At 51.1% G+C, this 24,098-nt stretch carries 23 protein-coding genes; 15 read left to right on the top strand and 8 right to left on the bottom strand.

Annotated features, from left to right (window positions below):
• Positions 1-68: 68 nt before the first annotated feature.
• The 3 genes from uvrD to corA all read left to right on the top strand — a co-directional run bounded on the left by uvrD (position 69) and on the right by corA (position 3,551).
• A complete protein-coding gene (uvrD, locus tag AB1E22_RS10390; RefSeq protein WP_367595256.1) occupies positions 69-2,231 on the top strand; it encodes a DNA helicase II in 2,163 nt (720 codons plus the stop codon).
• A gap of 148 nt (positions 2,232-2,379) precedes the next feature.
• The gene (gene ysgD / locus AB1E22_RS10395) at positions 2,380-2,436 is read left to right on the top strand and encodes a YsgD/CorL family protein (RefSeq protein WP_367597360.1); all 57 of its coding nucleotides are present in this window, start codon (positions 2,380-2,382) and stop codon (positions 2,434-2,436) included.
• 164 nt (positions 2,437-2,600) lie between these two features.
• Positions 2,601-3,551 (top strand): magnesium/cobalt transporter CorA, encoded by a 951-nt coding sequence (gene corA / locus AB1E22_RS10400; RefSeq protein ID WP_367595257.1) that lies wholly within the window; start codon positions 2,601-2,603, stop codon positions 3,549-3,551.
• A 107-nt stretch (positions 3,552-3,658) separates the two neighbouring features.
• Here the strand turns inward: corA and rarD are convergent, their stop codons facing one another.
• Positions 3,659-4,561, bottom strand: coding sequence for an EamA family transporter RarD (gene rarD, locus AB1E22_RS10405; RefSeq protein ID WP_367595258.1), 903 nt, complete (start codon positions 4,559-4,561; stop codon positions 3,659-3,661).
• 51 nt (positions 4,562-4,612) lie between these two features.
• Positions 4,613-5,083: an acyl-CoA thioesterase YigI gene (yigI, locus tag AB1E22_RS10410; RefSeq protein WP_367595259.1), complete on the bottom strand. Its 471-nt coding sequence runs from the start codon at positions 5,081-5,083 to the stop codon at positions 4,613-4,615.
• A 172-nt stretch (positions 5,084-5,255) separates the two neighbouring features.
• Between yigI and pldA the strand changes: the two genes are divergently transcribed.
• The 3 genes from pldA to rhtC all read left to right on the top strand — a co-directional run bounded on the left by pldA (position 5,256) and on the right by rhtC (position 8,672).
• Positions 5,256-6,125 (top strand): phospholipase A, encoded by an 870-nt coding sequence (pldA, locus tag AB1E22_RS10415; protein WP_367595260.1) that lies wholly within the window; start codon positions 5,256-5,258, stop codon positions 6,123-6,125.
• 29 nt (positions 6,126-6,154) lie between these two features.
• Positions 6,155-7,984: an ATP-dependent DNA helicase RecQ gene (gene recQ / locus AB1E22_RS10420; RefSeq protein ID WP_367595261.1), complete on the top strand. Its 1,830-nt coding sequence runs from the start codon at positions 6,155-6,157 to the stop codon at positions 7,982-7,984.
• 67 nt (positions 7,985-8,051) lie between these two features.
• The gene (rhtC, locus tag AB1E22_RS10425; RefSeq protein WP_367595262.1) at positions 8,052-8,672 is read left to right on the top strand and encodes a threonine export protein RhtC; all 621 of its coding nucleotides are present in this window, start codon (positions 8,052-8,054) and stop codon (positions 8,670-8,672) included.
• Between the two features lie 5 nt (positions 8,673-8,677).
• Here the strand turns inward: rhtC and rhtB are convergent, their stop codons facing one another.
• Positions 8,678-9,298, bottom strand: a complete 621-nt coding sequence (gene rhtB, locus AB1E22_RS10430) for a homoserine/homoserine lactone efflux protein (RefSeq protein WP_367595263.1) — start codon at positions 9,296-9,298, stop codon at positions 8,678-8,680.
• A 79-nt stretch (positions 9,299-9,377) separates the two neighbouring features.
• On the opposite strand from rhtB, the gene pldB reads away from it, so the two are divergent.
• The 3 genes from pldB to AB1E22_RS10445 all read left to right on the top strand — a co-directional run bounded on the left by pldB (position 9,378) and on the right by AB1E22_RS10445 (position 12,219).
• Complete coding sequence (gene pldB / locus AB1E22_RS10435; RefSeq protein WP_367595264.1) at positions 9,378-10,370, top strand: lysophospholipase L2; 993 nt, start codon at positions 9,378-9,380, stop codon at positions 10,368-10,370.
• 31 nt (positions 10,371-10,401) lie between these two features.
• Positions 10,402-11,208 (top strand): sugar/pyridoxal phosphate phosphatase YigL, encoded by an 807-nt coding sequence (yigL, locus tag AB1E22_RS10440; RefSeq protein ID WP_367595265.1) that lies wholly within the window; start codon positions 10,402-10,404, stop codon positions 11,206-11,208.
• A 111-nt stretch (positions 11,209-11,319) separates the two neighbouring features.
• Positions 11,320-12,219, top strand: coding sequence for a carboxylate/amino acid/amine transporter (locus tag AB1E22_RS10445; RefSeq protein ID WP_367595266.1), 900 nt, complete (start codon positions 11,320-11,322; stop codon positions 12,217-12,219).
• On the opposite strand, the gene metR is transcribed toward AB1E22_RS10445, so the two are convergent.
• Positions 12,107-13,060: an HTH-type transcriptional regulator MetR gene (metR, locus tag AB1E22_RS10450; protein WP_367595267.1), complete on the bottom strand. Its 954-nt coding sequence runs from the start codon at positions 13,058-13,060 to the stop codon at positions 12,107-12,109. The genes AB1E22_RS10445 and metR overlap by 113 nt on opposite strands.
• 126 nt (positions 13,061-13,186) lie before the next feature.
• On the opposite strand from metR, the gene metE reads away from it, so the two are divergent.
• A complete protein-coding gene (gene metE, locus AB1E22_RS10455; protein ID WP_367595268.1) occupies positions 13,187-15,448 on the top strand; it encodes a 5-methyltetrahydropteroyltriglutamate--homocysteine S-methyltransferase in 2,262 nt (753 codons plus the stop codon).
• 485 nt (positions 15,449-15,933) lie between these two features.
• Here the strand turns inward: metE and AB1E22_RS10460 are convergent, their stop codons facing one another.
• The 4 genes from AB1E22_RS10460 to AB1E22_RS10475 form a co-directional block, all read right to left on the bottom strand.
• A complete protein-coding gene (locus AB1E22_RS10460; protein WP_367595269.1) occupies positions 15,934-16,389 on the bottom strand; it encodes a hypothetical protein in 456 nt (151 codons plus the stop codon).
• 2 nt (positions 16,390-16,391) lie between these two features.
• A complete protein-coding gene (locus AB1E22_RS10465) occupies positions 16,392-16,670 on the bottom strand; it encodes a hypothetical protein (protein ID WP_367595270.1) in 279 nt (92 codons plus the stop codon).
• A 2-nt stretch (positions 16,671-16,672) separates the two neighbouring features.
• The gene (locus tag AB1E22_RS10470; protein WP_367595271.1) at positions 16,673-17,263 is read right to left on the bottom strand and encodes a hypothetical protein; all 591 of its coding nucleotides are present in this window, start codon (positions 17,261-17,263) and stop codon (positions 16,673-16,675) included.
• Between the two features lie 295 nt (positions 17,264-17,558).
• Positions 17,559-18,386, bottom strand: a complete 828-nt coding sequence (locus AB1E22_RS10475; protein WP_367595272.1) for a dienelactone hydrolase family protein — start codon at positions 18,384-18,386, stop codon at positions 17,559-17,561.
• A 248-nt stretch (positions 18,387-18,634) separates the two neighbouring features.
• Between AB1E22_RS10475 and udp the strand changes: the two genes are divergently transcribed.
• The 5 genes from udp to ubiB all read left to right on the top strand — a co-directional run bounded on the left by udp (position 18,635) and on the right by ubiB (position 24,084).
• The gene (gene udp / locus AB1E22_RS10480; RefSeq protein ID WP_367595273.1) at positions 18,635-19,396 is read left to right on the top strand and encodes a uridine phosphorylase; all 762 of its coding nucleotides are present in this window, start codon (positions 18,635-18,637) and stop codon (positions 19,394-19,396) included.
• A gap of 135 nt (positions 19,397-19,531) precedes the next feature.
• Positions 19,532-20,965 (top strand): DNA recombination protein RmuC, encoded by a 1,434-nt coding sequence (gene rmuC, locus AB1E22_RS10485; RefSeq protein ID WP_367595274.1) that lies wholly within the window; start codon positions 19,532-19,534, stop codon positions 20,963-20,965.
• Between the two features lie 92 nt (positions 20,966-21,057).
• Entirely contained in the window at positions 21,058-21,813 is a 756-nt protein-coding gene (gene ubiE, locus AB1E22_RS10490) for a bifunctional demethylmenaquinone methyltransferase/2-methoxy-6-polyprenyl-1,4-benzoquinol methylase UbiE (RefSeq protein ID WP_367595275.1), read from the top strand.
• A 13-nt stretch (positions 21,814-21,826) separates the two neighbouring features.
• Positions 21,827-22,447 (top strand): ubiquinone biosynthesis protein UbiJ, encoded by a 621-nt coding sequence (gene ubiJ / locus AB1E22_RS10495; RefSeq protein WP_367595276.1) that lies wholly within the window; start codon positions 21,827-21,829, stop codon positions 22,445-22,447.
• Positions 22,444-24,084, top strand: coding sequence for a ubiquinone biosynthesis regulatory protein kinase UbiB (ubiB, locus tag AB1E22_RS10500; protein WP_367595277.1), 1,641 nt, complete (start codon positions 22,444-22,446; stop codon positions 24,082-24,084). Before ubiJ ends, ubiB begins: the two co-directional genes overlap by 4 nt.
• Positions 24,085-24,098 lie beyond the last annotated feature (14 nt).

A 24,098-nucleotide genomic window follows, 5' to 3' on the forward strand; every position in this document is an offset into this window, starting at 1 on the left:
CCGAGCTTGCCGCCTTCCTGTAACTCGAATTATTTAGAGTATCCCTTACTCCTTTAACGGCGGTGCCAATGGACGTTTCTTACCTGCTCGATAGCCTCAATGATAAACAGCGTGAAGCCGTCGCGGCCACGCGCAGCAACATGTTGGTACTGGCCGGGGCGGGCAGCGGTAAGACACGTGTGCTGGTACATCGCATTGCGTGGTTGATGAGCGTGGAAAACTGCTCGCCGTACTCCATTATGGCGGTGACGTTTACCAACAAAGCGGCGGCGGAAATGCGTCACCGTATTGGTCAATTGATGGGTACCAGCCAGGGCGGCATGTGGGTAGGTACTTTCCACGGCCTCGCGCACCGCTTGCTGCGCGCACATCACATGGATGCCAACCTGCCGCAGGATTTCCAAATTCTCGACAGCGAAGATCAACTGCGCCTGTTAAAACGCCTGATCAAAGCCATGAATCTCGATGATAAACAGTGGCCTGCACGACAGGCAATGTGGTTTATCAACGGTAAGAAAGACGAAGGTTTACGCCCGCACCATATTGAAAGCTATGGCAATCCGGTAGAGCAAACCTGGCAAAAAGTTTACCAGGCCTATCAGGAAGCGTGTGACCGCGCGGGCCTGCTGGATTTTGCCGAGCTACTGCTGCGCGCCCATGAACTGTGGCTGAACAAACCGCATATTCTCAATCACTACCGCGAACGCTTCACCAATATTCTGGTGGACGAATTCCAGGATACCAACAGCATCCAGTACGCGTGGATTCGCATGCTGGCGGGCGATACCGGCAAAGTGATGATTGTGGGTGATGACGATCAGTCCATTTATGGCTGGCGCGGCGCGCAGGTCGAGAACATCCAACGTTTTCTGAATGACTTCCCCGGGGCGCAAACGATCCGTCTGGAGCAAAACTACCGCTCGACCAACAACATTCTGAACGCCGCCAACGCCCTGATTGCCAACAACTCAGGTCGCCTTGGGAAAGAGTTGTGGACAGACGGTAGCGACGGCGAACCGATTTCACTTTATTGCGCGTTCAACGAACTGGATGAAGCGCGTTTCGTGGTTAACCGCATCAAAACGTGGCAGGAAAACGGCGGGGCGCTTGAGCAATGCGCGATTCTCTACCGCAGCAACGCCCAATCGCGTGTGCTGGAAGAGGCATTATTGCAGGTCAGCATGCCATACAGAATTTACGGTGGGATGCGCTTCTTCGAGCGTCAGGAAATCAAAGATGCGCTTTCGTATCTTCGTTTGATCGCCAACCGCAACGATGACGCAGCGTTTGAGCGTGTGGTGAATACCCCTACGCGCGGTATCGGCGATCGCACGTTGGACGTGGTGCGCCAGACTTCGCGCGATAAACAGCTCACGCTGTGGCAGGCCTGTCGTTTGCTGCTTCAAGAAAAAGTGTTGGCAGGCCGTGCCGCTTCGGCTCTGCAACGCTTTATGGAGCTTATCGACTCGCTGGCTCATGAAACCATCGATATGCCGCTGCACGTACAAACTGACCGGGTGATTAAAGACTCAGGTCTGATGATGATGTACGAGCAGGAAAAGGGCGAGAAAGGCCAGACGCGTATCGAAAACTTAGAAGAGCTGGTCACGGCAACGCGCCAGTTCAGCTATCAGGATGAAGACGAAGACCTGATGCCATTGCAGGCGTTCCTGTCTCACGCGGCACTTGAAGCGGGCGAAGGGCAAGCGGATACCTGGCAAGATGCCGTGCAACTGATGACGCTGCACTCGGCAAAAGGGCTGGAATTCCCGCAGGTCTTTATCGTTGGCATGGAAGAGGGCATGTTCCCAAGCCAGATGTCGCTGGATGAAGGCGGTCGTCTGGAAGAGGAGCGTCGCCTGGCTTACGTTGGCGTGACGCGTGCGATGCAAAAGTTGACACTGACGTATGCAGAAACGCGCCGTTTATATGGCAAAGAGGTGTATCACCGCCCTTCACGGTTTATTGGCGAACTGCCAGAAAATTGCGTGGAAGAAGTCCGTTTGCGAGCGAGCATCAGCCGCCCCGTCAGCCATCAACGTATGGGAACGCCAATTTCTGAGAATGATTCCGGCTTCAGCCTTGGGCAACGTGTTCGTCATGCAAAATTTGGTGAAGGCACGGTGGTTAACCTGGAAGGCAGCGGCGAACACAGCCGGATTCAGGTGGCATTCCCTGGCCAGGGAATTAAGTGGTTAGTGGCTGCTTATGCCCGCCTGGAATCGGTATAACTTGTAGAATTAAAACAGGGTTTTTGAGGTGTTTGCGACCCTATAAACATCACGGGAATTTATTGTTCTGCGGTGTCCCGTTGCGTGTTGACGCCATATTTTTGGTGGCGTAACATGCGCGCACGATTACGCTAAGAGGACACTCGCCTTGGACACACCCAGTAAATACTGGCTCAATAACCTGTCATCCAGGTACAACTTCTAAGGCTATCCTCTTATGCTGATAGCCTTAGTGGTTGTCGGCGACCTCATATCTCGTATATCCCGTCGCAATGAGTCAGACTTTTTAATGGTCTGAAACCGATTTCGTTTCTGTCTGTGTGCCAACCGAACTGTCCCTGATATTTTTTTGCATTGGGAGTACCGGTCATGCTGAGCGCATTTCAACTGGAAAACAATCGTCTGTCCCGTCTCGAATTAGATGAGGCTGATAACCTGAGCAATTCCGTATGGGTTGATCTGGTTGAGCCTGAAGACTCTGAGCGGCAGCGCGTGCAAACGGAACTTGGTCAAAGCCTGGCAACCCGCCCGGAACTGGAAGACATCGAAGCATCCGCGCGTTTCTTTGAAGACGAAGACGGTTTGCACATCCACTCATTTTTCTTTTACGAAGACGCCGACGATCACGCGGGCAACAGCACCGTGGCATTCACCATTCGTGAAGGCCGCCTGTTTACGCTACGTGAACGTGAATTACCGGCGTTTCGCCTCTATCGTATGCGTGCCCGAAGCCAGAATATGGTGGACGGCAACGCGTACGAATTACTGCTCGATTTGTTCGAAACTAAAATCGAACAGTTGGCAGATGAAATCGAAAATATCTACAGTGACCTAGAAAAACTCAGCCGTGTGATCATGGAAGGGCATCAGGGCGATGAATATGACGCTGCGCTTTCAACGCTTGCTGAACTGGAAGATATCGGCTGGAAAGTCCGTTTGTGTCTGATGGATACCCAGCGTGCATTGAACTTCCTGGTGCGCAAAGCGCGTTTGCCGAGCGGGCAGCTTGAGCAGGCGCGTGAAATCCTGCGAGATATCGAATCCCTGTTGCCACACAACGAATCGCTGTTCCAGAAGGTCAACTTCCTGATGCAGGCGGCGATGGGCTTTATCAATATCGAGCAGAACCGCATCATCAAAATCTTCTCGGTGGTATCGGTTGTGTTCCTGCCGCCAACGCTTGTGGCTTCCAGCTACGGTATGAACTTCGAGTTTATGCCTGAACTAAAACTAAGCTTCGGTTATCCAGCGGCGATTATCGTGATGATCCTTGCCGGGCTTGCGCCGTACCTTTACTTCAAGCGTAAGAACTGGCTGTGATGGCTTGATTGTGTCGGATGGCGCTAACGCTTATCCGACCTACTTGCTACGTTGCTTAGGTGATCGTAGGGTGGATAAGCGCAAGCGCCATCCACCGTTATTTCACCTTACTCAACCGCCTTTTTGCGCATCCTGTTTTGCGTATAAACCGCATCCAGAATAAACAGCGCTAATGCCGCCCAGATAAAACCAAAGGTCAGCATCTTATCTTTGCCCACCACTTCACCGTAGAACATCACGGCCAGCAGGAACATTAATGTTGGGCCGATGTACTGGAAGAAACCGAGGGTCGAGAGACGCAAGCGCGTGGCTGCTGCGGTGAAACAGAGCAGCGGAATCGTTGTGACAACACCTGCCGCAATCAGCATTAAGTTCAGCGACATAGGGTTATTTCCCATATGGCTGGTTGAGCTATCTGCAATGCCAAACAAGTAGATTGCGGCAATCGGCAGTAGCCAAAGGGTTTCAACTAACATGCCGGTTTGTGCATCAACGGCAATTTTCTTACGCACCAGTCCGTAAAACGCAAAGCTGAACGCAAGGCCGAGAGCGATGATTGGCAGCGAACCGAATGTCCAAAGCTGAACCAGCACACCACAGGCCGCCAACGCTACGGCAACCCACTGCATTCTGCGGAATCGCTCGCCGAGGAAAATCATCCCCAACAGCACGTTCACCAGCGGGTTGATGAAATAACCGAGGCTTGCTTCCAGCATATGGTTATTATTCACCGCCCAAATGAATAACAGCCAATTACCGCCAATCAGCACCGCAGAAAGCGCCATGGCAAAAACCTTCTTCCGGTTCTGGCAGGATTTTTTCACCTGCGGCCACTGACGGCTCAGGCTAATCAGCACCACCATAAAGAAGAATGACCAAATCACGCGATGCGTCAGGATTTCATCAGCCGGAACGTAGTGGATTAATTTGAAATAAGCAGGCGCGATGCCCCAAATAAAATACGCCGCCAGCGCAAGTAACACGCCCTGGCGGGTCTGTTTCGCATCCATGAAAAGAACTCGTTGATAAATAGTGTGCTAATTGTATCAGCAATAACCGCTTCACCCCACCATGTAGGTGGCGGTCGCGCTGGCGATATGTAGCTGGTCTTCGTTGTGTAATTCTACGCGTGCCACCGCCACTTTATTCCCGGCGCGTAGCAGGCTACTGCTGGCGGTAAAGCGCTGCCCGCGGCCAGGGCGCAGGTAATCAACGCGCAAATCAATAGTCCCCATTTTCGCTAACCGCTGGCGTAGCTCTTCTTCGCTAATGCTATCGTGGCGGGTGAGCGTACTGCCTACGCACACCAGGCCTGCCGCGACATCCAGCGAAGAGGCAATCACGCCGCCGTGCAAAATACTCTGCGCCCAGTTTCCCACCATCATGGGCTGATTATTAAAACTGAGCTCGGCGTAGTCTTTCTCATACCGGATAAGTTCCAGGCCCAGCGCACGGTTGAAGGGCATGTGATAGACAAAAATCTCACCGACCAGTTGCAGGGCGGCTTCAGGGGTTAGAAATGGGGTAGACATGGATCATCCTCGATCAAAACAAAATGACAATGTTAAGCAATTGTTTATTTTATGCTTCGCAATCGTTGATTTCCACTTTAAGAAACGTAGACCGAGCGCGCTCATTCATTCCTATGTAGAATGTCCACCAGCTAATAATTTGAAACCTTTTTTGTTCAGGAGAATATTGCCGATGCGCAAGTATCTGGGATGGCTAGTGGCGGCAGGCCTGTTGCCTCTGACCGCTTACGCACAGGAAGCCACGATTAAAGAAGTGCATGATAAACCCGCGGTTCGCGGCAGCATCATCGCCAATATGCTTGTGGAACACGACAATCCATTCACCCTCTACCCGTATGAAACTAACTATCTGATTTATACGGTGACTGATGACCTGAACAAAGAGGCGATTCGTTCGTACAACTGGTCCGATAATGCCAGAAAGGACGAGGTGAAATTCCAGCTTAGCCTCGCCTTCCCGCTGTGGCGCGGTATTGTCGGGCCAAACTCCGTGTTGGGCGCCTCGTATACCCAGAAATCCTGGTGGCAACTTTCTAATAGCGGTGAATCCTCCCCGTTCCGTGAAACAAACTATGAGCCACAGTTGTTCCTGGGTTTCGCGACCGATGACAGCTTCGCCGGTTGGACGTTACGCGATGTTGAATTCGGTTATAACCACGATTCCAACGGACGCTCAGATCCCACTTCCCGTAGCTGGAACCGCTTATATACGCGTTTGATGGCAGAAAACGGTAACTGGTTGGTCGAAGTGAAGCCGTGGTATGTGCTTGGCAGCACGGATGACAACCCGGATATCACCAAATATATGGGCTATTACCAGCTGCGAGTTGGCTACCAGTTAGGTGATGCTATTTTGAGTATGAAAGGGCAATACAACTGGAATACAGGCTACGGCGGGGCGGAATTAGGCTTCAGTTATCCGGTTACGAAACACGTCCGACTCTATACCCAGCTTTACAGCGGTTACGGTGAGTCATTAATTGATTACAACTTTAACCAGACACGCTTTGGCGTCGGCGTTATGCTTAACGATCTGTTCTAAAAATTGGCGGTTTTAGTGGTGGGAAAAGCGTGACACAGGCGGAAGTAATCGATCAGGCAGTGCTGGCCAGACAGGTTTTGCAAGATACCTTTGGCTATCAACAGTTCCGCCCGGGTCAGGAAACCATCATCGAAACGGTGCTGGAAGGGCGCGACTGCCTGGTGGTCATGCCGACCGGCGGCGGAAAATCTCTTTGCTATCAAATTCCGGCGTTGGTATTTGGCGGTCTGACCGTTGTGGTCTCACCGCTGATTTCCCTGATGAAAGACCAGGTGGATCAACTGCTGGCGAACGGTGTTGCGGCGGCGTGTCTTAACTCGACGCAAAGCCGCGAGCAGCAGCAGGACGTTTTTGCCGGTTGTCGCACCGGCCAAATCCGCCTGCTTTATATCGCCCCTGAGCGGTTGATGATGGACAACTTCATCGACCAAATCAGCCAGTGGCATCTCTCGATGGTGGCCGTTGATGAAGCGCACTGCATTTCACAATGGGGCCACGACTTCCGCCCTGAATATGCCGCACTGGGTCAACTGCGTCAGCGCCTGCCTGCAGTGCCGTTTATCGCACTGACGGCAACGGCAGACGACACTACGCGCGCCGATATTGTCCGCCTTTTAGGCCTGCACGACCCGTTAATCCAGGTCAGCAGTTTTGACCGCCCGAACATTCGCTACATGTTGATGGAGAAATTTAAACCCCTCGATCAACTGATGCGCTACGTGCAAGAGCAGCGCGGGAAATCCGGCATTATTTACTGTAATAGCCGTGCCAAAGTTGAAGACACCGCCGCGCGCCTTCAAAGCAAAGGCATCAGCGCAGGTGCTTATCACGCCGGGCTTGAGCACCAGGTGCGTGCGGAAGTGCAGGAAAAATTCCAGCGCGATGACCTGCAAATCGTGGTCGCGACCGTTGCCTTCGGTATGGGTATCAACAAACCTAACGTGCGCTTTGTGGCGCACTTCGACATCCCGCGCAATATCGAATCTTACTACCAGGAAACGGGGCGTGCGGGGCGTGACGGCCTGCCTGCGGAAGCGATGTTATTTTACGATCCGGCGGATATGGCCTGGCTGCGTAAATGCCTTGAAGAAAAACCCGTCGGGCAATTGCAGGATATTGAGCGGCACAAACTCAATGCGATGGGTGCATTTGCAGAGGCACAAACCTGTCGTCGCCTGGTGCTACTGAATTACTTTGGTGAGGGGCGCCAGCAATCTTGCGGCAACTGCGATATTTGCCTCGATCCCCCGCGCCGTTATGACGGGCTGGTGGACGCGCAAAAAGCGCTCTCCTGTATTTATCGCGTCAATCAGCGCTTTGGTATGGGCTACGTGGTGGAGGTTTTACGTGGCGCTAATAACCAGCGTATTCGCGATTTGCAGCACGACAAATTACCTGTCTATGGTATTGGCCGCGATCAGACGCACGAGCATTGGGTCAGCGTCATTCGGCAGTTGATCCACCTCGGCGTAGTGACGCAAAACATTGCCCAGCACTCTGCGCTGCAACTGACGGAAGCGGCTCGTCCGTTTTTGCGCGGTGAAGAGCCATTGATGCTTGCGGTGCCGCGAGTGGTGGCAATCAAATCGCGTAGCACCAGCCAGAAATCGTTTGGCGGCAACTACGATCGCAAGCTGTTTGCCAAACTCCGCAAACTGCGTAAAGCCATTGCCGATGAAGAAAATATTCCACCGTATGTAGTGTTTAACGATGCCACGTTGATTGAAATGGCGGAGCAAATGCCGTTGTCGCCGGGGGAAATGCTGGGAGTGAACGGGGTTGGCACGCGCAAGCTGGAACGCTTTGGGCGTGAATTTATGGCACTTATTCGCAGCCATGTCGATGGCGAAGATGAGTAGTAGCCAGTCCTGCCCGAACGTGGCAGGATGAAAGTTCACTGAAAAATTATCCCGCGAGTTACCGATTATGTTGATGCTATTCCTCACGGTGGCACTGGTGCATCTTGTTGCCCTGTTAAGCCCCGGCCCAGACTTTTTCTTTGTTTCCCAGACAGCCGTAAGCCGCTCCCGCAAAGAAGCGATGATGGGCGTGCTTGGGATTACCATGGGGGTCATGATCTGGTCAGGCGTGGCATTGCTGGGCTTACACCTGATTCTCGAAAAAATGGCGTGGCTGCATAACATCATTATGGTCGGCGGCGGGCTGTATCTGTGCTGGATGGGTTATCAGATGTTGCGTGGCGCGCTGAAGAAAGAGAAACCGTCTGAACAGGCGCCGAGCGTTGAACTGGCTCGCAGCGGTCGCAGCTTTATGAAAGGTTTACTGACTAATCTGGCCAACCCGAAAGCGATTATTTACTTCGGCAGCGTGTTCTCGCTTTTTGTTGGCGATAACGTTGGCAGCGCCGAGCGTTGGGGTCTTTTTGTGTTGATTTCACTGGAAACTCTGGCCTGGTTTACCGTGGTTGCCAGTTTGTTCGCGTTACCGCAAATGCGCCGAGGTTATCAGCGCCTTGCGAAGTGGATTGACGGTGTTGCAGGGGCATTATTTGCCGGATTCGGCATCCACCTGATCATTTCCCGCTAAACTTTTTATGCCTGGCGTGCTCCGGCAAGGAGTGCGCCAACCAGCATGAACAACGAACCAAACACGCGGTTCAGGGCTTTCATCTGACGCGGCCCTTTAATCCAGGCGGCAATACGAGTTGCAAGCGTGGCATAGCCAATCATCACAATAATATCGACCACCACCGTGGTCACGCCGAGCACTAAATACTGTGCAGCCTGTGGCTGATGCGGCGCGATAAACTGTGGGAAAAGTGCGGCCAGGAAAACAATACTTTTAGGGTTGGTGAGATTCACAAATACCGCCCGCTTAAACAGACGACTACGTGGTTGGGCAGTGGCAAGTGAGTTCAGGTCAATGGCACCCGCAGCACGCCATTGTTGAATGCCAAGCCAGATTAAATAAGCCACGCCAGCCCATTTCAGAATTTCAAAAGCCAAAAGCGAGCGTGAAAACAGTGCGCCCAGGCCAATCCCCACTAAAACGATATGTATCGCCAGCCCGGTTTGTAGCCCGGCAATAGATGCTGCAGCACCGCGATAGCCATGGCTGATGGCGGTTGTCATGGTATTTATCGCCCCGGACCCCGGCGACAAACTTAAAATTATTGTTGTCAGAAGATAGGTTAACCACCACTCGACGCTCATGTGAAATTCCCTGATCGAACACTTTTATGCCACAATACGCTATTGTTGATGAGCGTGCTACGAATCACAAAAAAGCGATATGACTCCGCATAAAAATGGATGGTCAAACAGGGAAAATGCCTTTGCGGCTTTCACCACGGGTCCGTTGATGGACTTCTGGCGTAAACGTGAAGAGTGCGAATTTTCAGGCGTCGACGAAGTGCCGGTACGCTACGTACGGTTTCGCGCGCAGAATCACGACAGGGTGATTGTTGTTTGCCCCGGTCGTATCGAAAGCTATGTTAAATATGCCGAACTGGCGTATGACTTATTCCACTGCGGCTTCGACGTTTTAATTATCGACCATCGGGGCCAGGGGCGTTCTGGTCGATTGCTTTCGGATTCACATCGCGGCCATGTGGCGAAATTTAGCGACTATGTCGACGATTTTGACCGCTTTTATCAGCACGAAGTGGCGAACGGCCCCTGGAGAAAACGCTATGCTCTGGCGCACTCTATGGGTGGGGCAATCACCACGCTCTGGCTTGAGAAAAACTCACAATGCTTTGATGCAGTTGCGCTGTGTGCCCCGATGTTCGGCATCGCCCTGCGGTGGCCAGACTGGATGGTGCGCCACATCCTTGACTGGGCGGAGGGCCACCAGCGTATTCGTGAAGGATACGCAATCGGAACAGGCCGCTGGCGCGCACTACCATTTAGCGTTAATGTCCTGACCCATAGCCGTGAACGTTACCGCCGCAATCTGCGTTTTTATGCAGACGAGCCAGCATTGCGGGTCGGCGGGCCAACGAATCACTGGGTCAGAGAAGGAATACTCGCAGGAGAAAAGGTGATAGCAGGAGCCACTGCCATTACCACGCCGATTTTTATCCTGCAGGCAGAAGAGGAGCGCGTTGTTGATAATCGCGCACATGACCAATTCTGTGAACTTAGAGCCGCGGCGGGCAACCCTTGTGAGGGGGAGAAACCTTACGTCATAAACGGGGCGTATCATGAGATCCTGTTCGAAAAGGACGATATGCGAACCGAAGCGCTGAATGCCATCATCGCGTTTTTTGATAGGCATAATTAATCTGAATTTAACACCGAGGTCTAAAAATCCTATGTACCAAGTCGTTGCGTCTGACTTAGATGGCACGTTGCTGTCCCCCGATCACCTTCTTACTCCGTATGCTAAAGAAACGCTGAAACTGCTCACCGCAGAAGGTGTTCATTTCGTCTTCGCAACAGGCCGTCACCATATCGACGTGGGGCAAATTCGCGATAATCTCGAAATTAAAGCCTACATGATCACCTCTAATGGCGCGCGCGTGCATGATACCGACGGCAACCTGGTATTCAGCCACGACCTCGATCGTGATATCGCCCAGGATTTGTTTGGCGTAGTACATACCAGCGAAGATATCGTCACCAACGTCTATCGCGGCGACCAATGGTTTATGAACCGCCATCGCCCGGAAGAGATGAAATATTTTAAAGAAGCGGTGTTTAACTACAGTCTGTTTGAACCTGGTTTGCTGGAAGCGGATGGCGTCAGTAAAGTGTTCTTCACCTGTGATTCTCACGAAAAACTGCTGCCGCTTGAGCAAGCACTGATCGCCCGTTGGGGTGACCGCGTGAACGTCAGCTTCTCGACGCTGACGTGCCTGGAAGTGATGGCGGGCGGTGTATCCAAAGGCCACGCGCTGGAAGCGGTATCTAAGGCGATGGGTTACAGCCTGAAAGAGTGTATCGCCTTTGGCGACGGCATGAACGATGCCGAAATGCTGAGCATGGCGGGCAAAGGTTGCATTATGGGCAATGCCCATCAGCGTCTGAAGGATTTGCTGCCAGAGCTGGAAGTCATCGGTACCAACGCCGATAACGCCGTTCCGCATTACCTGCGTAAGATGTTCCTCGGTAAAGACTGATTTCCTGTCATTGAGTGGCGAATAAATCGCCACTCGTAAACCAAATAAATAAACCCCCGCCAACCACCTTCGCTACAATGGTAAAAAATTGCCTGTTGTAGAGAACTCATCGTGCCGTTACTCATCATCACCACTATTCTGTGGGCCTTTTCCTTTAGCCTGATTGGCGAATACCTTGCCGGGCATGTCGACAGCTATTTTTCAGTACTGATGCGCGTTGGCCTTGCGGCGCTGGTGTTTTTGCCGTTCCTGCGTGTTAAGGGACACAGCCTAAAAACACTGCTGCTGTATATGCTGGTGGGTGCCCTGCAACTCGGTGTGATGTACCTGTTTAGCTTCCAGGCATACCTGTATCTCACCGTTTCGGAGTTCCTGCTGTTCACGGTAATGACGCCGCTGTACGTCACGCTCATTTATGATTTGCTGAGTGGGAATAAACTGCGCTGGGGCTACGCATTAAGTGCCGGGCTGGCGGTCATTGGCGCGGCGATTATTCGCTACGACAAAGTGAGCGATCACTTCTGGATTGGTCTCTTGCTGGTGCAGGCGGCGAACATCTGCTTCGCTATCGGTATGGTGGGCTACAAACGCCTGATGGAAACGCGTCCTATGCCGCAGCACAGTGCATTCTCATGGTTTTATCTCGGGGCGTTTATCGTGGCAGTGATTGCATGGTTTGCACTGGGGAATCCACAAAAACTCCCGACCACCAACCTGCAATGGGGGATCCTCGTGTGGCTGGGCGTTGTGGCGTCGGGCCTGGGTTACTTCATGTGGAACTACGGTGCAACGCAGGTGGATGCGGGCACATTGGGCATCATGAATAACATGCATGTTCCGGCGGGGCTGCTGGTAAATCTCGCTATCTGGCAAGAGCAGCCCCACTGGCCGAGCTTCATCATAGGTGGGACGGTGATAATGGCCTCGCTGTGGGTGCATCGCCGTTGGGTCGCTCCGCGTTCCGCACAAACGGTAGATGCTCGCAAGCGTGTGAGCGCGTCGAGCGAATAAACGCTTCCGTGGCAGGTTGACGCTGCTCGCCATCGCGCACGGCAGCGTACAACCGGCTCCACAGTCCTTCGCCCAGGGTTTTTGTAACCACTAAACCCTGGCGCTCCACATTCTCCACCACCCAATGCGGCAGCGCGGCAATGCCCATGCGCGCCGACACCATCTGAATCAGCAGCAGCGTGTTATCGACACTTTTCAGCGACGGGCTAACGCCTGCCGGTTGCAGGAAGTGACGCCAGATATCCAGACGCTGGCGCTGCACCGGATAAATCAACAATGTTTCGCTGCTCAAATCTTCGGGCTCAATGCGCGTTTTATTCGCCAGCGGGTGATCCGTCGCCAGCACCAGGCGCACTTCATAATCAAACATCGGCGAATAGTGCAGGCCGCTGCGCGGAAGAATGTCTGAAGTCAGAACAATATCCAGCTCGCTTTGCTGCAGCGCGGGTTGCGGGTCAAACGTCACGCCAGATTTGAAATCCAGATCGACCTGCGGCCAGGTTTTGTGGAAGTTCTCAAGCGCAGGCGTGAGCCACTGAATACAGCTATGGCATTCGATGGCGATACGCAGCGTGGTCTGATGTGGTTCGTTGCAAGCCTGGAGCGCGCGGGTTATCTGCGGCAGCACTTGTTCTGCCAGTTGCAGCAACACTTCCCCCTGCGGAGTAAAACGCAATGGCTGACTTTTACGGACAAACAGGCGGAACCCAAGCCGCTGCTCCAGATCGCTGAATTGATGGGAGAGGGCCGATTGGGTCTGATGCAACGCGGCAGCAGCGGCGGCTAATGAGCCGCAATTTCGTAACGCCTGGAGCGTCCGCAGATGTTTTATCTCGATCATGAAAGTCCTTCACTTCGGCATGAGCAAATTGCGCTTGAGGAATATACAGTACCTGCTGATTATAGATGTGTAAACATCTGGACGGCTAAATCCATCTGGAACCCATAAATTAAAGAGGCAGAAAAAATGACGATTAAAAATCATACCCTCGGTTTCCCTCGTGTTGGCCTGCGTCGCGAACTGAAAAAAGCACAAGAAAGTTACTGGGCGGGTAACTCCACTCAGGAAGAATTACTGGCGGTGGGCCGCGAACTGCGTGCTCGCCACTGGGAACAACAAAAAGAGGCTGGCGTTGAATTACTGCCGGTGGGCGATTTCGCCTGGTACGATCACGTTCTGACTACCAGCTTGCTGCTTGGCAATGTGCCGGCTCGTCATCAGAACGCGGACGGCTGCGTGGATATCGACACTCTGTTCCGTATTGGCCGTGGCCGCGCACCTACCGGTGAGCCAGCCGCAGCCGCTGAAATGACCAAATGGTTTAACACCAACTACCACTACATGGTGCCAGAATTTACCAAAGGCCAGCAGTTCAAACTGACCTGGACCCAGCTTCTGGATGAAGTGGACGAAGCCCTGGCTTTGGGGCACAACGTAAAACCTGTACTGCTTGGTCCGGTGACTTACCTGTGGCTTGGCAAAGTAAAAGGCGAGCAGTTCGACCGCCTGAGCCTGCTGAAAGACATTCTTCCGGTTTACCAGCAGGTGCTAGCGGAACTGGCAAAACGCGGTGTTGAGTGGGTTCAAATTGACGAACCTGCACTGGTGCTGGAGCTGCCGCAGGAGTGGCTGAATGCGTTTAAACCGGCTTACGATGCGCTGGCAGGCAACGTTAAACTGCTGCTGACCACCTATTTTGAAGGCGTGACGCCAAACCTGGATACCATTACCGCGCTGCCGGTTCAGGGTCTGCATGTTGACTTCGTTCACGGTAAAGATGACATCAATGCGATCCACCAAAAATTACCCGCTGAGTGGCTGTTATCTGCCGGTGTAATTAATGGCCGTAACGTCTGGCGGGCCGATTTGACGGAGAAATACCAGCAATTGCGTGATGTGGCTGGCCTGCGCGAACTTTGGGTCGCCTCTTCTTGCTCCCTGCTGCACAGCCCGATCGACCTGAGCGTGGAAACTCGTCTGGATGCAGAAGTAAAAAGCTGGTTTGCCTTCGCCCTGCAGAAATGTGCCGAGTTGTCACTCCTGACCGAAGCGCTAAACAGCGGCAATACTGAAAAACTGGTGGAATGGAGCGCACCGATTCAGGCCCGCCGTCATTCACAGCGCGTACACAATGCCGCCGTAGAAAAACGCCTTGCGACCATTACCGTGCAGGATAGCCAGCGCCAGAGTGCTTACACTGAACGTGCAAATGCCCAGCGCCAGCGCTTTAATCTGCCAGCATGGCCGACGACGACTATCGGTTCCTTCCCGCAAACTACAGAGATCCGTGGCCTGCGCCTGGACTTCAAAAAGGGAAATCTGGATGCCAAAAACTATCGTACCGGCATCGCGGAACATATTAAGCAGGCTGTGGTGGAGCAAGAGCGTTTAGGTCTGGATGTGCTGGTTCACGGCGAAGCCGAGCGTAACGACATGGTGGAATACTTCGGTGAACACCTCGACGGTTTCGTCTTTACCCAAAACGGCTGGGTGCAGAGCTACGGTTCACGCTGCGTGAAACCGCCGGTTGTGATTGGCGATATCAGCCGTCCGGAAGCGATCACCGTAGAATGGGCGAAATACGCGCAATCTCTGACCACTAAACCGGTAAAAGGCATGTTGACCGGCCCGGTAACGATTCTCTGCTGGTCATTCCCACGCGAAGACGTGAGCCGCGAAACTATCGCCAAACAAATCGCGCTGGCACTGCGTGATGAAGTCGCGGATCTGGAAGCGGCAGGTATCGGTATCATTCAGATTGACGAACCGGCCCTGCGTGAAGGTTTACCGCTGCGCCGTTCCGACTGGCAGGCGTATCTGGAGTGGGGCGTGGAAGCCTTCCGCCTGAATGCCGCCGTCGTGCGCGACGACACGCAGATCCACACTCACATGTGTTACTGCGAGTTCAACGACATCATGGACTCCATCGCGGCGCTGGATGCAGACGTGATTACCATCGAAACCTCTCGTTCTGATATGGATTTGCTGGAATCGTTTAAAGAGTTCGAATACCCGAACGAAATCGGCCCGGGTGTGTATGACATTCACTCGCCAAACGTCCCGAGCGTGGAGTGGATTGAAGCGCTTCTGAAGAAAGCTGCTGAAAGTGTTCCGGCAGAGCGCTTATGGGTGAACCCGGACTGCGGCCTGAAAACTCGCGGCTGGCCGGAAACCCGTCAGGCTCTGGCGAACATGGTGAAGGCTGCGCAGAACTTGCGTAACGCTTAATAAAATCAGGGTCACTTTCATTCAGTAAAGTGGCCCTGCATTTTGATTAAGCCCTATGAACGGGTCTAACCCGAACCACAAAAGAAAAGCGGGTCACTCAGTGGATACTCGGCACTGCCTCTTCGCTATTAAACCAAAGGGGAGAAGGAATGAGGCTATAAATCCCAGCATAAATACTATTACCCCAAAAGACCCCCAGGCAAGGCCTGTGCATGAAAGTTTTTTCGATGGTGTAATTCATTTTTTAAATAATGTTCGGAGTGAGAAAAATATAAAATAGATGAAAATGGGAGTGCCACTTAAAGCAGCAATGCTTTGACGGTGGATTTTTATTATATTGCCGTGATTTATTAATGACTGCACTTCATACAATGTACCATCATATATAATGTCATAAAACGATATAAGACATTATCACCAAAAGAAATACAGCCACACCTTTGTGCAATAACCATTGCGAAATAGTATTTTCTTTATTCATGTTATTATTCTGATGCTTTAGTGATGCGATTGTTGTTTATGGTATCACAGAGTTTTAAATCGGTAACATAATAGTCACCGAGTTTATCCTGCGGACAATTACTATAAGGTGAAAACATCAAACCGATGGGTATAATGAATGCAGTTATCATTCCTGTAACAGTAATGATCGTACAGAATGCTCCAAGAATGCGACCAACTGGTGTTTGGGTGGTCGGTGGTTTTACACCTTTCGTAAATAGTACTCGAAGGCTTATGCATATACCGTAGATATAGACAGGAACTCCGGTCGCTCCAGCAACAGCTTTAGTGTTGTAGACTATAATATTTCTATGGGTATATAAGGAGTGCAGATAATCTATGGACTCTGAACTAAAATAAATAGCAGCGAACATAATAGTTATCATTACAATTGCGGCGCCTCGATATAATAGCCATTGTAAAACAATATCTCTGCTCATTTTCAGTCCGAAGTATTAACCAAGAAATTGAAAAGTGTGGATGAATGCAGCTGATTCCATTCCTTCATCCGATGCTCCTCTGATAGCGCGTTATGTAGTTTTACTTTTAGATTAGCTGATAAATGAAATTCATCATCTAAATTATTTAACTGGATGTTAAGAAGAATACCTATTCCAATAACTAAAGAAATGGTAAAAACAACAGGGGCGGTAGCCAAAGTTAAAAATCCACCCACAACACCAATCACCACCCCAGCAACAATAGCTTTCGCCACATCCATAGTCACATCAACCAAAAAATCAACGATGTGGTAATCATATTTAAAATTAACTCGACCGCTCGCCAGGCAAGTGAACAGCAAATACAAAACTTAGTGCCTTTAATAATTGAACCGGCAAGGCCGCGCATGCCAATTGCCATTTCCAGTATTTGCGGGTTACGCAGGCTATAGCGTGTGCCATTCAAAATACGGCGCATCGCGGGATAACCGGTTATTTTTATGTGATCTATGCCGTTGTGAGAGTATTTGATGGCTCGGATGCTTAACGATCTAAAATTGAAAATAAGATTACCCACTCCATTGTTATAGGTCGTCAATCTGCTCAGGGTGCGGAAGCCATCCAAACCGTCTTTAATATTTCCTGGGCCTGCTTTGTAGCTGAAGAACTTATCTATTCTGCCGAGAAGTTCGTCTAAAACGTCTTGGGCTTCATCGAGGGTGAGCAACATGATGTAACGGCTTTCAGTAATGAATTTCCCATTCATCATCGCCATATCTCGTTGCATCGGATTCATACTGGGAAAAGTGCTAAATGTTTGGTCGCCTCGTAAATAATCGACATAGTTTGCTGGTTTTGAACGCGGTTTTCTCATGATTCATTCCCTTTACCATGTAAACAACGGCTGAAAATTTATTCATAATAATAAAGGGATGTGTTTTTTTATTGTCATCATTCGTGCCATTGATAAAGTTAATGGCAAGTTATCTAATTATCGATAAAATATATGGTGCCTGGGATGTTTGACATAAATATAAAGTCTGGAGACTATTTCCCATTCCATCTGAGCGTGCGGCGGCGATGCTACAAAAAAGTTGAGATAAAAACCCAGCCAGCGACGAAAGAATTGTCGTGATAGTGAGAGCCTGGCTGGATTTATGGGTCGAAGCTTACTTTCCTGCCCCGAAGCGGGAAAACCAGGCCAGCATCCGTTGCCAGCCGTCTTTGGCTGAATCGGCATGGTAGCTTGGGCGGTAATCTGCATTAAAGGCGTGGCCCGCTTCCGGGTAGACGATGATTTCTGCATTGGCATTTGCGGCTCGCAACGCATGGCGCATGGTTTCCACGCTTTCCTGGGAAATCCCCGTGTCCTGCCCGCCATAAAGACCCAGTACCGGCGCGTTCAGATGAATGGCGATATCGACAGGATGGTGTGGTGAATTAAGGGATTTTTCGCCGACCAATTTGCCATACCACGCTACTGCGGCTTTCAGCTGTGGATTGTGCGCGGCGTACAACCAGGCAATTCGTCCGCCCCAACAAAAGCCCGTTATCATCAGGCGATGTGCATCACCGCCGTTTCTTGCCGCCCAGTTAGCGACGTGGTCCAAATCCGCAAGCACCTGCGCATCGGGGACTTTCGATACCAGCTCGCTGAACAGAGTGGGAATATCAGTAAAATCATTCGCATCGCCCTGGCGAAAATAGAGTTCTGGCGCAATGGCCAGGTACCCTTCCAGCGCCAGACGGCGGCAAATATCGCGAATATGTTCATGTACGCCGAAAATTTCCTGCACCACTATTACGATGGGTAAAGAGCCTTCAGCGCCTTTTGGCCGCGCGTGGTAAGCAGGCATATTCTCGCCCTGCGTCGGAATCGACGTTTCCCCCGCCAGAATGGCCTCATCCGAGGTATGCAATACGGTCGAAGCAACAGGGGAGGCCGCTTGTGCAAAACGCCCGCCCGGCGATTGACCTGTGAGGTGTTGTTCTTTCATTGGCATTCTCCTTACCAGTATTAGCGCAGTGCGTTAACTATAGCTTTTCCCTGTCATACTTCGAGTTGCGGGCGCATTGGTGGATTAATGAACAGATGGTTATATATTTGCGATCTGCGTCACCAATGAAATTGAAAGTAATGTAACTTGTTTCATTCAAAGTGAAATGCGTCACGAAATTCTTTCCAGGGGTTCTGTAGAGTACCTCTTTGCGGCACAAGCCAACCTATTCAACAGAGGAGTCTGTTATGTCCAAGTCTGATGTTTTTCACCTCGGCCTCACTAAAAGCGATCTACAAGGGGCAACGCTTGCCATCGTCCCGGGCGATCCTGAACGAGTTGAAAAAATCGCTGTGCTGATGGACAAGCCAGTCAAACTGGCTGCCCACCGTGAATTTACTACCTGGCGTGCAGAGTTAGACGGCAAGCCGGTAATCGTGTGCTCTACCGGTATTGGCGGCCCGTCTACTTCTATTGCGGTGGAAGAGTTAGCTCAACTGGGTATTCGTACTTTCCTGCGTATTGGGACAACTGGTGCGATTCAGCCGCACATCAATGTTGGTGATGTTCTGGTGACCACAGCTTCTGTTCGTCTTGATGGTGCCAGCCTGCATTTCGCACCGCTGGAATACCCTGCGGTTGCTGATTTTGCGTGTACCACTGCGTTGGTTGAAGCTGCGAAATCTATCGGCGCGACCACACACGTTGGCGTGACAGCATCTTCAGATACTTTCTACCCGGGCCAGGAGCGGTATGACACCTTTTCAGGCCGCGTAGTGAGCCGCTACAAAGGTTCTATGGAAGAGTGGCAGCAGATGGGCGTGATGAACTATGAGATGGAATCCGCTACCCTTCTGACCATGTGCGCAAGCCAGGGTCTGCGTGCGGGTATGGTTGCTGGTGTGATTGTAAACCGCACCCAGCAAGAGATACCGAATGCTGAAACCATGAAGAAAACCGAAAGCCATGCGGTACAAATCGTTGTGGAAGCGGCTCGTCGCTTAATCTAATTCCCCCAAAGCCGGTGCAAGCCGGCTTAATTTTTACGCTTTGCGTAACACCTCGCAGGAAATCCCTTTTCATCTGGACATTTATACAGCAGAATTTTATTTTGCTGATGTCCGGCATGGCTTGTGGGAGTGACTGTGGATATTTCTATTTTATTCGGAATCGGTATTGCGCTGGTTGGTGTTCTGACTGGCTGGTTGCTGGCAAGTTTGCGGGCAGCACAGCGGCAATCCGCACTGTATGAAGAACAACGAGAAATCTACGGGGAACTGACTGCTGCGCGGCAGGAGTTGCAGCAAAACCAGCACTGGAAAGAAGAGTGCGAGCAACTTAACCGTGAATTGCGCACTCAGCTTGAGATTAACAGCGCGCAGGAAGCGGACATCCGCGAACTCTCCACGCTTCTGGAACAAACCCGTCTTAATGCTGACGACAAACATCGCCAGATGCTTAATAGCGAACAGCGTCTGAGCGAACAGTTTGAAAACCTCGCCAACCGTATTTTTGAGCAGAGTGGCCGCAAAGTTGAAGAACAAAACCGCCAAAGTTTGAATGGCTTACTATCGCCATTGCGCGAGCAACTGGACGGTTTTCGCCGCCAGGTTCAGGAAAGTTTTGGCCAGGAAGCCCGCGAGCGACACACGCTAACCTATGAAATCCGTAACCTCCAGCAGTTGAATGCCCAAATGGCGCAAGAGGCGCTGAACCTCACCAGAGCCTTGAAAGGGGATAACAAAACGCAGGGTAACTGGGGGGAGGTTGTACTGACGAGAGTGCTGGAAGCCTCTGGTTTACGCGAAGGTTATGAATACGAAACGCAGGTGAATATTCAGCTCGAAAATAATAGCCGCATGCAGCCTGACGTTATCGTGCGTTTGCCGCAGGGAAAAGACGTGGTTATCGATGCCAAGATGACGCTAGTGGCCTATGAGCGTTATTACAACGGTGACGATGATCTCACCCGCGAAAGTGCGCTCAACGAACATATTGCGGCTGTGCGTAATCACATCAGGATGTTGGGCCGCAAAGACTATCAGCAGTTGCCAGGGCTGCGTTCGCTTGATTACGTGCTGATGTTTATTCCCGTCGAACCTGCTTTTTTACTGGCTATCGATCGTCAGCCTGAGTTAATCAGTGAAGCACTCAAAAATAACATCATGCTGGTTAGCCCTACGACTTTGCTAGTGGCGTTAAGGACGGTTGCTAATTTGTGGCGTTATGAGCACCAAAGTCGTAATGCGCAACAAATTGCCGAACGCGCCAGTCGGCTGTATGACAAAATGCGCCTCTTTGTTGATGACATGTCGGCGATGGGTCAAAGTCTCGATAAAGCACAGGATAACTATCGGCAGGCGATGAAAAAGCTCTCTACGGGGCGTGGCAATATTCTCATCCAGGCCGATGCGTTTCGTGGCCTGGGGGTCGAGGTTAAACGTGAGATTAATCCAGATTTAGTCGAGCAGGCCAGGCTTGAAGATGATGAAAAGATCGAACGTCAGGCTCATGAAAACGACGAAGAAAAGAACACGGATAACAGTTTAGAAAACCGACGTATTGTTGGTGAGCGTTAAGTCCAGGTTAATGCTCGCGGCTATGAAGCATAGGGCTTTAGGCCTCATTCTGTTACACTTCACAAACATTTTTTGGATAAGCAGGCATTGAGATGGTTGAAGAATCCCAGGAAACAACACACTTTGGCTTCCGCACTGTAGCGAAAGAACAAAAGGCCGATATGGTCGCTAATGTGTTCCACTCTGTGGCCGCAAAATACGACGTGATGAATGACTTAATGTCATTTGGCATCCATCGCATCTGGAAGCGTTTTACCATTGATTGCAGTGGTGTTCGTCGCGGCCAGCGTGTGCTGGACTTAGCGGGAGGTACCGGTGATTTAACGGCTAAATTCTCCCGTCTGGTTGGCGAAACGGGTGAAGTGGTTCTGGCGGATATCAACGATTCAATGCTGAAAATGGGGCGCGAAAAACTGCGCAACATCGGTGTGGTGGGTAACGTGAACTATGTTCAGGCTAACGCTGAAGCCCTGCCTTTCCCGGATAATTTCTTTGATTGCATCACGATCTCTTTCGGTCTGCGTAATGTGACGGATAAAGAGAAAGCCCTGCGTTCAATGTATCGCGTATTAAAGCCAGGTGGTCGCCTGCTGGTGCTGGAATTTTCCAAACCGATTATTGAACCGCTGAGCAAGGCATATGACGCCTACTCATTCCATATTCTGCCGCGTATCGGTGAGATCGTTGCGCAGGATGCTGAAAGCTATCGTTATCTGGCAGAGTCTATTCGTATGCACCCGGATCAAGATACGTTGAAAGCTATGATGGAAGACGCTGGTTTCGAAAATACCACTTACTTCAACCTGACCGCAGGTGTGGTGGCTCTGCACCGTGGCTATAAATTCTGACAGGGAGTTCGTGATGCCATTACTGCTTTCTTCAGGTACGCCACTGATCACTGCCGGAATTGAAAATATCCTCAACACATTTCTCTGGCGTGACCGGGGTTTGAAAGCGGCGCGTCAGCGCTTAGTGGGTAAGGTATTGCGTGTTGAACTCAAGGAGTTCACTTCGCCAATCGTTTTGGTCTTTAGCGAACAGCAAATTGATGTGCTGGGCCAATGGGAAGGCGAGGCGGATTGCCTGGTAAAAACCGGATTGAGCACGCTGCCAAAACTGCGTGACAGACAGCAGCTAACGGCGCTGATTCGTAGCGGTGAGTTGGAAGTGGAAGGCGATCTTCAGGTGGTCCAGAATTGGGTTTCACTGATGGATCTTGCCGAATTTGATCCTGCTGAATTGCTTGCGCCTTATATCGGTGACATTGCCGCCGAAGGCATCAGTAAGTTCATTCGCGGTGGCAGTAAGCTGTTCAAAAAAGGTTTTGCCCGTAATCAGCAATACTTGTCAGAAGCCATTACCGAAGAGTGGAAAATGGCTCCGGGTGCGCTTGAAGTCGCATGGTTTGCCGAGGAAACGGCAGCAGTCGAACGTAAAGTTGACGCACTCATTGCGCGACTGGACAAACTGGAGAACAAATGACGCCTGGAGAAATTCGTCGCCTCTATTTTATTATCCGCACTTTTCTCAGCTACGGTCTGGATGAGCTGATTCCCCGGGTTCGTATTACGCTGCCGCTGCGCATCTGGCGGCGCATGCTTTTCTGGATGCCAAATCGTCACAAAGATAAACTTCTTGGGGAACGCTTACGCCTGGCGTTGCAGGAGCTTGGGCCGGTTTGGATTAAGTTCGGGCAAATGCTCTCAACCCGCCGAGACCTCTTCCCGCCGCAAATTGCCGATCAACTCGCGATGTTGCAGGACCGTGTGGCGCCTTTTGATGGTGCATTAGCGAAGAAACAAATCGAACAAGCGATGGGTGGATTGCCCGTTGAAGCCTGGTTTGATGATTTCGATATAAAACCGCTGGCATCGGCTTCCATTGCCCAGGTTCATACCGCTCGTCTGAAAGAAAATGGCCGCGAAGTGGTTATCAAGGTTATTCGTCCTGATATCCTTCCGGTCATTAAAGCGGATATGAAACTCATCTACCGTCTCGCACGTTGGGTACCACGTCTATTACCTGATGGTCGCCGTTTGCGTCCATTGGAAGTGGTGCGTGAATACGAAAAGACCTTAATTGATGAGCTGAATCTTCTGCGTGAAGCGGCCAACGCCATCCAATTACGCCGCAATTTTGAAGACAGCCCAATGCTGTATGTGCCTGAAGTCTTCTCCGACTATTGCAGTCAGGAGATGATGGTTATGGAACGAATTTACGGGATTCCTGTTTCTGATATTGCAATGCTCCATGAGCAGGGCACCAATATGAAACTGTTGGCAGAACGCGGTGTACAGGTGTTTTTCACCCAGGTATTCCGCGATAGCTTCTTCCATGCTGACATGCATCCGGGCAATATTTTTGTCAGCTACGATCATCCTGAGGACCCGCAGTATATTGGTATCGACTGTGGGATCGTCGGTTCGCTAAATAAAGAAGATAAGCGCTATCTGGCTGAAAACTTTATCGCCTTCTTTAACCGCGATTATCGCAAGGTCGCCGAGCTCCATGTCGATTCAGGCTGGGTACCGCCCGATACAAACGTTGAAGATTTTGAGTTTGCTATTCGTACGGTCTGTGAACCTATCTTTGAGAAGCCGCTGGCAGAAATTTCCTTTGGCCATGTGCTGTTAAATCTGTTCAATACGGCGCGGCGTTTCAATATGGAAGTGCAGCCACAGCTAGTCTTGCTGCAAAAGACACTTCTTTACGTTGAAGGCCTTGGAAGACAGCTTTATCCCCAGTTAGATTTGTGGAAAACTGCCAAACCTTTCCTGGAAAGTTGGATCAAGGATCAGGTGGGTATTCCTGCTCTGATTCGCTCTTTCAAAGAAAAAGCGCCGTTCTGGATAGAAAAAATGCCAGAACTGCCAGAACTCATGTACGACAGTTTGCGCCAGGGTAAGCTCTTGCAGCACAGTGTTGATAAAATAACGCGTGATTTGCAACGTAACCAGGTGCGCCAGGCGCAATCACGCTATCTGTTTGGCATTGGGGCCACGCTGTTATTGAGTGGCACGCTGCTGTTGATTAATAAACCAGAATGGGAGTTTATGCCCGCCTGGTTAATGGCCGGTGGCATTGTCGTCTGGTTGATTGGCTGGCGACGTTCAGCCTGATTTGTTTTTAATCG

It is taken from the genome of Buttiauxella gaviniae, assembly GCF_040786275.1.
Classification (GTDB): domain Bacteria; phylum Pseudomonadota; class Gammaproteobacteria; order Enterobacterales; family Enterobacteriaceae; genus Buttiauxella; species Buttiauxella gaviniae_A.